Source organism: Acidobacteriota bacterium, from assembly GCA_022340665.1.
Taxonomy (GTDB): domain Bacteria; phylum Acidobacteriota; class Thermoanaerobaculia; order Thermoanaerobaculales; family Sulfomarinibacteraceae; genus Sulfomarinibacter.
In genome coordinates, this window is record JAJDNM010000148.1 from 54,394 (window position 1) to 68,317 (window position 13,924).

General features: G+C 60.9%; 11 protein-coding genes. 5 read left to right on the forward strand and 6 right to left on the reverse strand.

Annotated features, from left to right (window positions below; translation table 11 throughout):
* Window positions 1-26 precede the first annotated feature (26 nt).
* Window positions 27-1,157: a phytase gene (locus tag LJE93_16850; GenBank protein MCG6950584.1), complete on the forward strand. Its 1,131-nt coding sequence runs from the start codon at window positions 27-29 to the stop codon at window positions 1,155-1,157.
* A 70-nt stretch (window positions 1,158-1,227) separates the two neighbouring features.
* Window positions 1,228-1,854, forward strand: coding sequence for an HAD-IA family hydrolase (locus LJE93_16855; GenBank protein MCG6950585.1), 627 nt, complete (start codon window positions 1,228-1,230; stop codon window positions 1,852-1,854).
* Here LJE93_16855 and LJE93_16860 read toward each other — a convergent pair.
* Genes LJE93_16860 through LJE93_16870 form a run of 3 tightly spaced genes read right to left on the reverse strand, consistent with a single transcriptional unit; the run spans window position 1,832 to window position 6,207 of the window.
* Complete coding sequence (locus LJE93_16860; GenBank protein ID MCG6950586.1) at window positions 1,832-3,292, reverse strand: sugar ABC transporter ATP-binding protein; 1,461 nt, start codon at window positions 3,290-3,292, stop codon at window positions 1,832-1,834. The two genes, LJE93_16855 and LJE93_16860, sit on opposite strands and share 23 nt — an antisense overlap.
* A 26-nt stretch (window positions 3,293-3,318) precedes the next feature.
* Window positions 3,319-5,277 (reverse strand): substrate-binding domain-containing protein, encoded by a 1,959-nt coding sequence (locus LJE93_16865; protein ID MCG6950587.1) that lies wholly within the window; start codon window positions 5,275-5,277, stop codon window positions 3,319-3,321.
* Between the two features lie 45 nt (window positions 5,278-5,322).
* On the reverse strand, window positions 5,323-6,207 hold the full coding sequence (locus LJE93_16870; protein MCG6950588.1) for a hypothetical protein: 885 nt from the start codon (window positions 6,205-6,207) through the stop codon (window positions 5,323-5,325).
* Between the two features lie 101 nt (window positions 6,208-6,308).
* Here LJE93_16870 and LJE93_16875 point away from each other — a divergent pair, with 101 nt between their 5' ends.
* Window positions 6,309-7,688 carry an aminopeptidase P family protein gene (locus LJE93_16875; GenBank protein MCG6950589.1) on the forward strand — a complete coding sequence of 460 codons (1,380 nt, stop codon included), beginning with the start codon at window positions 6,309-6,311 and terminating at the stop codon, window positions 7,686-7,688.
* A gap of 3 nt (window positions 7,689-7,691) precedes the next feature.
* Here the strand turns inward: LJE93_16875 and LJE93_16880 are convergent, their stop codons facing one another.
* From LJE93_16880 to LJE93_16890, 3 genes are read right to left on the reverse strand one after another with little or no spacing between them, the layout of a single operon-like run.
* On the reverse strand, window positions 7,692-8,123 hold the full coding sequence (locus LJE93_16880) for a hypothetical protein (GenBank protein MCG6950590.1): 432 nt from the start codon (window positions 8,121-8,123) through the stop codon (window positions 7,692-7,694).
* A gap of 26 nt (window positions 8,124-8,149) precedes the next feature.
* Window positions 8,150-10,561 (reverse strand): ATP-dependent DNA helicase, encoded by a 2,412-nt coding sequence (locus LJE93_16885; protein ID MCG6950591.1) that lies wholly within the window; start codon window positions 10,559-10,561, stop codon window positions 8,150-8,152.
* Window positions 10,558-11,292: a hypothetical protein gene (locus LJE93_16890; protein ID MCG6950592.1), complete on the reverse strand. Its 735-nt coding sequence runs from the start codon at window positions 11,290-11,292 to the stop codon at window positions 10,558-10,560. Before LJE93_16890 ends, LJE93_16885 begins: the two co-directional genes overlap by 4 nt.
* Before the next feature lie 140 nt (window positions 11,293-11,432).
* On the opposite strand from LJE93_16890, the gene LJE93_16895 reads away from it, so the two are divergent.
* Window positions 11,433-12,794, forward strand: coding sequence for a hypothetical protein (locus tag LJE93_16895; GenBank protein MCG6950593.1), 1,362 nt, complete (start codon window positions 11,433-11,435; stop codon window positions 12,792-12,794).
* Entirely contained in the window at window positions 12,791-13,645 is an 855-nt protein-coding gene (locus tag LJE93_16900) for a metallophosphoesterase (GenBank protein ID MCG6950594.1), read from the forward strand. The genes LJE93_16895 and LJE93_16900 overlap by 4 nt, the downstream gene beginning before the upstream one ends.
* Window positions 13,646-13,924 lie beyond the last annotated feature (279 nt).

Below are 13,924 nucleotides of genomic sequence, written 5' to 3' on the forward strand. Positions count from 1 at the left end.
CAATCAACCCAAAGGAGTATTGAGGCATGGTATTGATTAGAAAACGCGAAGCGAAGCATCAATCTCGGCTGTTTTTTGCGATATCTCTCGCAGGCCTCGTGATGGGCTGTGCGGCGCCGGATCAGCCGGCAGTCGACACGCAGGCGAACACGGATGATGTCTTAAAACCGATCGTGATCACCGAGAAAACGGCCGTCGACTCCGATGATCCGGCCATTTGGATCAACTCAGCTGACCCTGCACAAAGCCTGGTTCTCGGCACCGACAAGGGCGGTTCGGTCTTCGTCTTCGACCTCGACGGGAAGATCATCCCGGAAAAGACCGTCAGCGGCTTGGGCCGGATGAACAACATTGACGTCGCCTACGGATTCCCGCTCGGTGGCGAGACGATCGACATCGCAGTGGCGACCGACCGTAACGAGGAAAAGATCCGAATCTTTCGCCTTCCAGACATGACGCCGATCGACAACGGTGGCATCGCAGCCTTCGTCGGCGAGACCGACGATCGCCGGGCGATGGGCCTCGCAATCTACACCCGGCCGTCGGACCGCGCCTTCTTCGCCATTGTCAGCCGCAAATTCGGGCAATCGGGATCCTATCTCTGGCAGTACCTTCTCGAAGATGCCGGCGACGGCTCCATCAAGGCCACCAAGGTTCGGGCGTTTGGCGAGTTCGTCGGCGGCAAGGAGATCGAGGCGATTGCCGTCGATAACGAGCTCGGCTACGTCTACTACTCGGATGAGACCGCCGGAGTCCACAAGTATCTCGCCGACCCGGATGCTCCGGAGGCAGATGTCGAGCTCGCGTTTTTCGGAATTGACGAATTCGCGCAGGACCAGGAAGGCATCTCGATTTACAAAATCAACGATGGGACCGGCTATATCCTGGTCTCCGATCAACAGACAAACACCTTCCGCGTGTACCGTCGGGAGGGAGAACCAGGTGATCCCCACGACCACCAGGTGGTCAAGGTCGTCAAGGTGTCGACCAACGAGAGTGACGGGTCCGATGTGACGAACGTTCCCGTGGACGAGAGATTCCCATCCGGTCTTTTCGTTGCGATGTCGGACAACCAGACGTTCCACTACTACTCGTGGGATGACATCGCAGGGGATGATCTCAAGAGAGCGCCGAACGGAGAACTTCTCACGCCATAGATTCGGATCCTCGTGTTGCACTCATTCAGGCGCCGGTTTGCGCGACGCCCGTGATTGGGAGGACGGACGATTGGATGCGAAATCGAAGTTTGAAGTCCTGCTCTTCGATCTCGGCGGGGTGCTGATCGATTTCGCAGGATTCGACGAGCTCGGTCCGCTCATGCCGGGTGTGACCGATCGGGCGGAGGTGCGTGACCGATGGATCGCGTCTGAATCCGTCCAGCGATTCGAACGTGCAGAGATATCGCCTCAGCAATTCGCGCGTGGCGTGATCGAGGAGCTGCAGCTGGTCATCACGCCCGAAGAGTTTCTCACCGCGTTCGTCGAATGGGCGAGGGGATTTTATCCGGGGGCCCGATCTCTCCTCGAGCGGATCCCGCGGTCCTATAGGCTGGCCTGCCTGAGCAACTCGAACCAGCTGCACACGCCACTGCACCGTCGGCACGTAGAACCTCTGATGAAGCACTGCTATTTCTCGGACGAAGTCAACGTGGTCAAGCCGGAAGCGGCGATATTCAAACACGTGATTTCTGACCTCGCGGTGGCACCGGACCGGATTGCGTTTTTTGATGATACGGCGGTGAACGTGGCCGCTGCCCGGGCAGCCGGTATGGTCGCCTACGAGGTCGACGGAGTTGCCGCGCTCGAGAGATGTCTGAACGAAATCGGCGTGCTCAGCTCAGAGCGAGCTGCATGATCCGCTCCTGAGACGCCTCTTTTCGAGAGAGGATTCCCTGCAGCGATCCTTCGTTCATCACGGCGACGCGATCGGCGAGTCCGAGCAATTCGGGCATTTCGCTCGAAATGAGCACCACTGCCACGCCCTGTTCGACGAGCTCGCCGATGAGTTCGTAGATCTCGGACTTGGCGCCGACATCGATGCCGCGCGTGGGCTCGTCGAAGAGCAGGACCCGGCAGCCGGCAGCCAGCCATCTCGCAAGCACGACTTTTTGCTGGTTACCGCCGGAAAGGTCGATGATTTCCTGATCCAGAGATGCCGCCCGGATGTGCAGCTTCTCCACCAGTTCGGCGGCCCGCCTGTGCTCGGCGGCGAGGTCGAGCATTCCGTAGCGGGAGAACTCGTCGAGGCTGGTCAGAGTGATGTTGTCGGAAACTGAAAGCTGGAGGACTAACCCCTGCTGCTTGCGGTCCTCGGTGAGGAAACCGAGGCCGGATGCGATGGAGGCCTGGGGATCGTTGCCGGGGAGGACGGTGTCGCCCACTGTGACAGTTCCGCCGTCGATCGGATCGGCTCCGAAAATGGCCCGCGCCAGTTCCGTTCTTCCCGAACCCATGAGCCCCGCGACGCCGAGGATTTCACCAGCACCCACCTCCAAGGTGATTGGTTCGAGGACGTTGTCCCGACGGAGGTCGATCACTTCAAGAATGGTCTCTCCGATTTCTACCACGCGCTTGGAGATGTGCTCGTCGATGGTACGTCCGACCATCAGGCGGATGAGTTCGCCCTGATCAGTCTCTTCGACATGTCGCGTGCCGACTGTTCTGCCGTCACGCATGACCGTAACCCGATTGCCGATCGCGAAGATCTCGCGCATCCTGTGAGAGATGTAGATGACGGGCACACCGTCCCGCGTGAGCTGGTGTATGACGTCGAACAGGGATTCGATTTCGTGGTCGGACAGCGCCGCCGTCGGCTCGTCCATCACAAGGAGGCGCGCCTCTTCGTTGAGGGCGCGTGCGATCTCGACCAGCTGCTGTTCAGCGACCGACAATGTCGAGACCGGCGCGTCGGGATCGACCTTGCAGCGAACTCGACGCAAGAGGTTGAACACGGTTGTTCGCATCGCGTCTCCGCGGATGAAGCCCCCTCGAGTCGGTTCGTGGCCGAGGAAGATGTTTTCCGCTACGCTCAAACCCGGGATGAGATTGAGCTCCTGGTGGATCATGACCAGGCCGATGCGTCCGGCCTCGATCGGGCTCTCGGGTGCGATCGGTCGCCCACCGAGGGAAACGGTGCCGGCATCCCTCGAGTATTGCCCACAGAGAATCTTCATCAGGGTTGATTTCCCGGCACCGTTTTCACCGAGAAGAACGTGAACTTCACCCGGGGCGACTTCGAGATGGGCATCCTGGAGGGCCTGCACGCCAGGGAACGCCTTCCAGATGCCTGTCATCTGCAGGAACGGCTGTGCGGTGTCGTTCACCGGGTTTCTGCCGTTTCTGCCGGCGCATTCGCAGCGCCCTCGAAGGCTCCAAGGTTGTTGATGTCGATCATTTCGACTTTCGTGAGGATTTCCGGAGGTGGGGAGACCCCGTTGCGTAAGAGGTTGACTGCGTGCAGTATTCCGAGGCGTCCCATTTCGCTTGGGAACTGGGCGACCGAACCCTGCATCCGGCCCGATCGGATATTGGCGAGCGCGTCGGGAATGGCGTCGAAACCGACGATCGAGACATCCTGCAGACGCTCTGCGGCGTCCGCCGCCTCCAGTGCTCCGAGGGCCATCTCGTCGTTCGCCGCGAAAATGGCATCGATTTCCGGGTGTGCCTGCAAAAGGTTTTCCGCCACGTTGTATGCCAAAGCGCGTTCCCAGTTGGCCGTCTGGCTGGCGACGACGTGGATCCCCGGCACATCGCGGATCCCATCGAGGAAGCCGAGGCGGCGTTGGTCCGCCGTTTCGTGGCCTGAAATACCCTCGATGATGACGACGTTGCCGGACCCGCCGAGAAGCTGAGCGAGGTAGCGGCCGGCGACCGCGCCACCCTCGAAATTGTCCGAGCCGATGTAGGTGAGAACCTCCGCACCGACAGAATCCGCCGCCGCCTGGTCGATCCTGGTATCGAGCAGGAGCACTGGGATTTCGGCATCGTTGGCCTGGCGGATGGCCGGCACCAGCTCTTTGGAACCGGATGGGGCGAGCAGAATGGCGTCGACCCGCTGCTGAATCAGATTCTCGATGATCTGGTACTGCCGTTCGACGTCGGTTTCACGATCTGCAGCGAGCGAAACCAGATGGACGTCGAGGGCTTCGGCCTCAGCCGCAGCGGCCGACTCCATCGCGGCCCAGAACGGGGAGTTGAGGGCTTTCGGCACGAAGGCGACGGTCAACGTCTGATCATCCAGAGTACCTGTCGTAGAGGATCGAAATCCGATCGCTGCGGTCACCAGAATCACCACGATGATGCCGGTGATCACCCATTTGCGGTATCGCAGCCATCCTCGGGGATTGGAAACCGAGGGGCCTCGGTGGCGAGCCCGGTCGAGCACCACCGCCGTGATCAGAACCCCGCCCACGACCATGCCCTCGAGGGCCGAGGGGACGTTGAGCGCGTTGAGTCCGTTGCGTAGTGTTCCCATGATCAACGCACCGATCAGGGTGCCGATCATGCGCCCCTCGCCACCCATCAGACTCACGCCACCGATGACTGCGGCTGCTATCGCATAGAGCTCGTACATCTCGCCGGACAACGGGGAGGCTGCGTTCAACCTCGACGTCATCAATACCGCCGCAACACCTGCCATCAATCCCGATAGGGCATAGATCGCGACCTTGTAGCGCCCGACCGGGACCCCTGAAAGCCACGCCGCTTGCTCGTTGCCACCTATCGCGTAGGTGTATCGACCGAGCTTTGTGCGGGTCAATACGAGATGGGCAGCGAGGTACAGTGCGGCGACCACGATCACCATGACCGGAATACCAGCGATATCTCCCGACAGGGCACGGAAAGACTCCGGCAATCCGCTGATCGGCTTCGAACCTGAGTAGATCTTGGCCGCACTGCGCGCGATGAGCATCATCCCGAGAGTCGTGATGAACGGAGGAATGCGTCCGAGAGTCGTAATCAGCCCGTTGAAGAGGCCGCAGCCGAGACCGATGAGAAGCCCGCCTCCGATGGCGACGAAGTTTGAATGCCCGGCGACCAGGAGGTCTGCGACAACCAAACCACTGAATGCGAGAATCGAACCCACCGAGAGGTCGATCCCGCCCGAGATGATGACGAAGGTCAATCCGATACCCAGGATTGCGTTGATGGCCGATTGTTCCATCACGTTGAGAAGGTTTTCGGTCGACAGGAAATGAGGAGAAGCGATTCCGAAGAGAATGACCAGGCCAATGAGGATGAACAGGGTCTGCAGCCGCGCCGCGAGGTTCTGCGTCATAATCAACATCCTAGCCGAACCCCTCGATTCAGGAGAGGTCCGGCCTCAGGGCACAGCAGTCGCAGGAGTCAGGGTTGGGGTCGTGGATTCGTCCCGAACCGGTCTCAGAATATCCAGTAGCCGGTCCGGACGGTCGGTGAATATCGCGTTGATTCCCTTCCCGACAAGACGTCGCATCCGTCGCGGTTTGTTGACCGTGTACACACCGATCGGAAGACCGTGTTCCCGACACCGCCTCAACATTATTCGGGTGAGCCGCTGGCGCTTGATATTGAAGACCGTGGCGCCGAGCTCAGCCGCGATCTCGACCGCATCCCGCCCGGTGTGGAGCTCCGTGTTGTAGAGGACAGCGGTTCGGATTTCGGGGGCGATTGCGTGCATCTGCAGGAGGGCGGTCGGAGAGAACGAGGACACGACAACCTGCTCGCACATGTCGCGTCCGCGGATCGCGGATGCTACTCGCTTCACCACGCCCCGGTCCACGGACTCGCTCTTGATCTCGACGTTGAGCAGGATGCGGCCATTTGCCTCGGCCAGGACCTCGTCGAGGGTGGGGATGCGTTCTCCGGCAAATGACGGATCGAACCACGAACCCGCGTCTAGTTCTTTGAGCTCTTCCAAGGTGAATAGGGAGACTTCGCCGCTCCCGTTCGTGGTGCGATCGAGAGTTGGGTCGTGGATGACGACGACGTGCATGTCGGCCGACAAGGTCACATCGATCTCCGCCATATCGGCCCCGACCTCGATAGCTGCGCGGACCGCAGCACGGGTGTTTTCGGGCGCGGCGCCCGAGAAGCCTCGATGAGCGATGACGCGGGTTCGGGCGGCGCCGTCGTAGAACTCTCCGATCGCGGCTGGTCTTTCTCTTGCACCCACCACGGTCGGTATCAGATAGAGCAATCCGATGAACGCGAAGCAGGATCTTTTCACTGGTGGGTGATTGTAGGACGGTTTCCACCGCCGGGGGCGGTCGCGGACTCGGACTTGGCTGCGGGATAGGGCATAATCCAGAGACACAAGAGGAGGCCAGCATGGAAGCAACGACCTACTCGGCACGGCGAAAGGCTCTGAGAATGGCCGTACCCGACGGTGCGATTTTGATTCTCGGGAATGAAGAGGCGCCGAAGAACTACGTCGATAACCCCTATCCGTTTCGGCAGGATTCGCACTTCCTTTACTACGCGGGTGTCAGCCAGGCAGGCATGGCACTGCTCATCGAGCCGGATGGACGCGAGGTCTTGTTCGGGACGCCAGAGCATCCCGACGACGTCATCTGGTTCGGTCCGCACGAGACCCTGGAGGACCATGCTGAATCCGCAGGCGTGGACTCGACATCTCCGATGGAGGAACTTGTCGAGAACCTGGAGAAATTTGCCGACGATGGGGGTGGGGTTCACTACCTGCCGCCCTACCGCGCGTCCCGCCGTTTTGCGCTCGGTGCGCTGCTCGGAGCGGACCCGCGCGAGGTGGATAACGGCGTGTCGCAGGAACTGGTGGCGGCGGTGGCGGGCCAGCGCTCGGTCAAGGGAGAGGCGGAGATCTCCGAGATGGAGGACGCTCTGGCGATCACAGCCAAGATGTATAACGCGACGATGCGGAGTGCCGCACCCGGCCGAACAGAGGCCGAGATCGCGGCGATTCACCAGGCGGCAGCCGGCGCCAGCGATCGAAATCAGGCATTCAACCCGATCGTGACGGTCTGCGGTGACGTCCTGCACAACACCAGCTACGAGAACACACTCGAGGAGGGCGATCTGCTGCTGGTCGACAGCGGAGCGGAGTCTCCGAGGTTCTACGCTTCAGACATCACCCGGACGATGCCGGTCACCGGGAAATTCACCAGCCAGCAGCGGGACATCTACGAGGTAGTGCTGGCCGCGAACATGGAGGCCATCGACGCGGCGGGTCCCGGTGTGACGAATCGACATCTCCACCTTTTGGCGGCGAAGACGGTCACCGAAGGGCTCAAGGACCTGGGGATCATGAAGGGAAACGTCGATCGCGCAGTGGCTGCCGGTGCCCACGCCCTGTTCTTCCCGCACGGCATCGGTCATCTCATCGGCCTCGATGTGCACGACATGGAGGATCTGGGTGATGTGGTCGGTTACGAACCGGGCGAGGAGAGATCGAGCCAGTTCGGCCTCAACGCCCTGCGTTTGGCGAAAAAGCTCGAGCCAGGATTTGTGATCACGATCGAACCGGGCGTGTACTTCATCGCCGCCCTGGTCGAGCGCTGGGAGGGGGAGGGCCGCCACAAGGGCTACATTCGCTACGACAGGCTGGCTGAATATTGCGGTTTCGGTGGAGTCCGGATCGAGGACGATGTTCTGATCACCAAGAACGGCCACCGGGTGCTCGGACAGCCGATTCCGAAGAGTGTCGACGAGATCGAGGAGGCGATGCGGGGGTAGTTCCTACCAGTCGGGGAAGGGCTTGTGCATCCAGACCTCGACGATGTGGTCGCGGCGCTCTGCGAGCATGGGGTCCTCTGCACGAATCGACCTCGCGCGGTTCTCGAGGCGTTTGAAGTTCAGGCCGAGTGCCAGGACGACGAAAGACGGCGCGATAACGAGACCGAGGTCGTCGACTGTGAGGACGTCCTGGAGATAGCCGTAGCCGAAGACGATCCACGGCGCCACGAGGAGTGCGATCTGGAGCAGAGCGGCGTACATTTGGCGGGCAACGGTTTTTTCAAACGCCACGATGTCCTGGTAGGTCATGATCGCAGAAGTACGGCTCAGGAATGAAGCCAGCTGCCGCCTGTGGATAAAGGAGTTGACGACTGCGAGGGCTGGAGGCAGCAGCAGGGAGACGACGTACGGCGTCCTGGGGTCTGAAAAATCCATGTGTTCATTGTAGGTAAAACCTACCGTCATGCGTCATCGAGGTCGCCGAGGAACTCGAGAACGGCCGCTTCCGGATCCTCGAAAATCAGCGATTCGGGCTCGCCGAGCGTCCACTCCTCGGGCAGGAGCCGCAGGTATTGCGCGTCGAGGAATCGGCGACCCATCACGACGATGACACCGCGATCTTCGTCGGAGCGCAACAGGCGGCCGGCAGCCTGAACCACGCGAGTCAACCCTGGCACGAGGTACGCATAACCGAAGCCATGCTCGTAGAACTCCTGGTAATAGGCTTTGAGCAGCTCCCGCTCGAGGTTGTACTGAGGGAGGCCGGGCGAGACCACGATCACCTCCGACAACATCTCACCGGGATAGTCGACTCCCTCCGCGAAGATCCCGCCCAGAACCGCGAGGAGCAGGTGGGGTTCCCCGCTGCGGAGAGCGGCGAGGACCTTTTGTTGCTCCGCATCGTTGGCCCCCGGCTGCTGGGCGATCACTGTGTGCGGTACCGGCGGCAGACGATCGTGGACCGCGTCGAGGAAGGCGTAGCTGGGGAACAAGGTCAGCACGTTGGCCTTCGGATGGGAGAGCCTGGCGATCCAGCTCGCGATCCGGTCGTAATGAGCGCCGCGCCGTCGGTAGGTCGTATCGACGTCGCTTATGGCGAGGACCAGGCGGTTTTCGGGTGGGAACGGCGACGGAACGTAGAGCTCGTCGGTTCGATGAGCGTCGAAACCGAGTAGATCACGGTAGAAATCGAACGGCTCGAGGGTCGCGGACATGGCGATGGACGAGGCGCTGCCGTCGAGGATTTCGCCGACGAAGCGAGAGGCATCACGGCAGAAAATCTTGAGCCGCTCGCCGCCTCCCACGGCATCACGCTCGGCGATGTGAACGAATTCGTCGCCTCCCATCGCGAGCACTCGGTGGAAGCGGGTCAGTTTGAAGAAGACGTCGAGGACCGGATCGTCCGCCACCCACATTTCGTTTTCACGCTTGTAAAGGAAGTAGCTCAGGATCGCGCCGTCGAATGCGATCCGAAGATTGGAAATGGCGTTGTCGTCGATCTCCGCTGGTCCCTCGTTGTAATCCGCACCCCCGAGACTGTCGGCGACCCGCCGTCGAACCTCGGCGCTCACTTCGTCGATCAGACTCCTGAGATCTTCGAAGATGGCGTTCGTGCGGCCCTCCAGGAAGACTCGCGCCTTTTCGATCTGGTCGACGTGGAGTTCCGGAGAGTAATAGTCGCGGCTGCGGTCGACGAGGTTGTGCGCCTCGTCGATGATCAATACCGAATCTTGCAGCGCGTTTCCGTGGAGCAGCGCCCGGAGGCCGATGGTCGGATCGAAAACGTAGTTGTAGTCACAGACCACGAGATCGACCTCACCGAGAAGATCGAGGCTGATTTCGAAGGGGCATACCTCGTGCGCCTTGGCGGCTTCGAAGATGTGATCGGGATCCTGATGGTCGCTCTCGGCGATGAGGGTCGGGACGAGCTCGGAACGGACGAGCTTGAGTCCGTACTCCTTGGCATAGGGACAGAACTCCTCGTGACAGACGATCTCGGTGTTGGCGCACATCTTCGATTTCGCCCGCAATTGGAGGCTGCGGAATAGGTTGCCTTGCATCGATTTGGCGGTCTCGACGGCAATCCGTTGTTGGAGTGTTTTGGCTGTCAGGAAGAATACCCTCTGCCCCCTGGCGAGGGCTGAGCGGACAGCCGGGTGGAGGACTGCCGCGGTCTTGCCGCAGCCGGTGGGCGCCCGAACCAGAAGGTGGCGCTGATTGGTCAGGGATTCCGTCACCGCATCGCCGATCTCGACCTGAGACGGACGCAGCTCCTGGTGGGGGAACGGGAGGGACTCGGCTGCAGTCCGCAGCTCTTCGAGTCGTGCGAGTCGCCGCTCCTCGCGGGATATCAACCGGTGGATCTGCTGGCGCAACCACGAGTGGACTGAATCGCGAGACCATCTGACCTCTTCGTCCTGTTCTTCCTGGGAGACGATATCGACCAGGATCAGGCGCGCCGCGGCGGGCTGGTCTTCGTCCGAGAGCATGTAGGCGTAGAGGGCTGCTTGGCGTTTGAATCGCTCTAGCCGCTCCTCGGCGTAGAGGTTGCGCAGATCGACTGCGAAGTGGAGCGTCTTGATTTCGTCAACGCGCAACGCCCGGTTGTCGGCAAACACGACCCCGTCGGCGCGGCCGGAGATCTCGATCGTCCAGCCGTCGATTGACAGCGTAATCTGGGTCGGCACCTCACTCGCGTACCCGGGCTCGGTTTCTTCGAACTCTCGCTGCACACGCCGGTGCAGCTCGGAGCCGATCCACATACGCGAAAGGCCTGTGCCGGTGAGGCCGATGGATCGTTGCTCCGGCTCACCGAGCAGATCGCTCACGCCGGCCCTGATGGTCTTCGCTTCGGTGTCGATGTGGACTGTCACGACGGCTGGTGCCTGGGTCTCGTGAAGTGGTAGGCCAACGCGACTGCGGCAACCAGAGCCGCAAGCAGAAAGAACACGGTGGAAGGGGAAGGCGGCCACAGGTCAGTGAGGTGTGGTCGGTAGGCAAGCTCTTCATCGAAACGAATGCTCTCGGAAATCCGTCGGAAGAGTGGATCAGTCCTCGCGGTCTGTGACGCATCGGCGTAGAAGTGGACGGTGAACAGGCCTCGTTCGGTGAGGAACGCGACCGACTCGACCGAGGTTTCCCCTTCGAACTTGAGGTCAAGGGTGTTGGACAGATGCAGGGCATATTTTTCGCGATCGAAGACTGCGCTTCCCAGTTCGATGCCGCGCACCATCGGGCCGGTGTGCTCGGAAAGAACCCGCTCGCCCGACGCCAACAGCTCTTCAGAGCTGGGCGGATTGGCGAACCTTCTGTAGTTCAATCGGCCACTTTCCCTGATCTGGATGAGGATCTGTGGCAGGGCGAAGTCCATTTCGGGATCACCGGGCCGGAACCCGTGTTGGTAGATTTCGGCCGTGCGTCCGCCGCTGGACTCGGCCGCGCGAAGACTGTAGAACTCGAGCATCTCTTCGGGAATCTCGTTCCAGTCATACGGAATTTCGAGAGTCGCGTGGCCATCGTAGACACTGACCTCACGAAGGTCTTGCCCCGACGTAGCAGTCGGGATCATGGTGGTGAGGAAAATAGCGGTAGCGAAGATACGCATCGAGGGGAACGATAACACCGCGAGGCGAGGAGCGTGAGGCACGTCGTGCAATGTGGGTCGAATGAGCGGTCAACTTCGTTTGCGGGTCTCGGAATTTGCTATGGTGTGGCCGTTACTACAACGTCGATAGAGGGATTCTCATGACGGCTGAATTCGACTCAACTGGAGCTGAGGGATCCGCCCAAGAGCCAAAGACTGTCGACCTCGAATTCGAGTCCATACGGCATTTTCGCGAAGTGATGGCGCCGAGGCTCAATTTCGATGGCTTCTTCATAGCGACCACCGACGTCCTACCGAGAGGCACGCCCACCCGCTTCCGATTCATCTTGCCAGACGATTTCGTCCTGGCCGAAGGCACTGGAGTTGTGGCGTGGTCAAGATACGAAGACGAGGGGCCCGGCAGGCCCGCTGGCATGGCGTTGCTTTTCGATGAGCTCGATCAAGACAACCGCGATATCATCGACGAGCTGGTCGATTTTCAGGTATCCAAAGGCGACAAGCCGTTCGATATCGGACCGCGGGCCACGCAAGCCGGTGATATCGACACTGACGCGCTCACCCGCGACCCGCTTGACCTGTCGGCAACCGACACGCGGCCGGATGTTTTCGCCGAAACGGGTGCAGAATCCGCAACTGAGGACGGAAGCTCTGCGGACGAGGTTCTGCCCGATTGGCTGTCGGAGGTTGCACAGAGACACGACGTCGATCTCGCAATCGACGCCGCCGGAACCGTGGCTCCCGAACTGGAGACTGACCCGCTCTTCATGCCTCCGGAACCTGAGCCCCCTGAGCAGTCGGAACTCGACATCAACCTCGTTCCGGACGAGGATGGCCCGGATCAGACAGCCCACGATATCGGCCTGGAGACCGTGCCCGACGTGACGATGGCCCCGGACGAGCCAAGTGAAACTCCGCCAGATCATCGGCTGTGGCTGGTCCTTCTGGTTGCCGTGGCTTTGGTCTCTCTGTCGGCGTTCGTTTTCTGGCTTGCCAACCGAGCCCCCGCGCCAGAGGCTGAGAATTCAGCGGTCGAGATCGAGGAGGTGAACGCCGTCGATTCCGGTGTGGCACGGCCGGATGATGGTTCAGTCGAGCCGGCCGATGCGCCGCAAACAGCGGCGGACGAGCCACAGAAATCGCCACTGGCTGTCGAGCCGGCCGCCCCGGCAACCCGGGTCCTGTTGGTCGCGGCGACGCGAATCAGCGAGGGGACGGTGGTGACTGTGCGGACCAACGGCGAGCTGTTGGACGGGACGGTGCGTGTTTCGCGCCTGAAGGACCCGGATCGTGTGTGGCTGAGGATCCAGGGGATCGAGACGTTCTACCGTCCGAACGTGATTCCGGTCGACACTTCGGAGGTCGAAAGGATCCGCGTCGGCCACCATCCCGAAGAATCGCCGCCGTCGATCTACGTGGTAGTCGATCTCGAAGACGGGAGGGTGGGAGTCGTGGACAGGACCATCGAAGGTGACACTCTGAGGGTCGTTATCGGACGACAGTGAGCAAACGCTGCTTCTTCGTCTCCGACCTTCATGGGAGCCAAAATCGTTACCGCGAGCTGATCGCGGCCGCGAGGAACGAAAGGCCTCGGGCAATTTTCCTCGGGGGTGATCTCCTGCCGCACCGTTGGTCGGCGAGAATGCCCGAGGACGATTTCATCGAGGAGATTTTCGTGCCCGGCTTTGCCTCGCTGCGGGGAGATCTCGGCCAGGCGTCGCCGCAGGTTTTCGTCATTCTCGGAAACGATGACGCGCGAATCGCCGAGCAGACTTTTCTCGATCATGCGGCAGACGGTCTGTGGTTCTACGCCCACGAACGGTGGGGATCGATCGGGTCCAGCCCGGTCTTCGGGTACGCCTACGTGCCACCGACGCCGTTCATGCTCAAGGACTGGGAACGATATGACGTGTCGCGCTTCACCGATCCCGGGTGTGTGTCGCCGGAGAAGGGCCAGCGCACCATCGAGGTCGATCCTGATGCGGTCCGATTCGGGACAATTGCGGCAGATCTGGAGCGGTTGACCGGGGATCACAACCTGGCAAGCGCGGTCTGTCTCTTCCACTCGCCGCCGTACGGAACCGATCTCGATCGTGCAGCGCTGGACGGCAAATCCGTGGACCATGTTCCGCTCGATGTCCACGTCGGAAGCATAGCGATCCAGCGCTTCATCGAAGACAGGCAGCCGTTGCTCACGCTGCACGGGCACATCCACGAGGCGCCGCGGTTGACCGGACGCTGGCGTCAGAAGATCGGTCGGACTCATGCGTTCACCGCAGCCCACGACGGTCCGGAACTGGCGCTCGTGCGCTTCGATCTGGACGACCTGGAGAACGCCAGCCGAGAGTTGATTTGAAGCAAGATCTTTTCGGCGGCCACTGAAAATCAAGATGCCCCCGCGCGCCCCTCACCCGATCCTGGATACTGGATACTGGTTACTGGATATCGATCGCCCCGCCCATCCGCTCGGCTGATACTCGTCTCTCGATACTGGTCCCTCGATCCTCCCAACCACCCCTTGCCAATTCAGCCTGTCGACCTATCGATTCGTTGAATCGAGCATCGAGCATCGAGCATCGAGCATCGAACATCCAGCATCGAACATCGAGTATTTGTCGAGTTTCGATACGGAGAC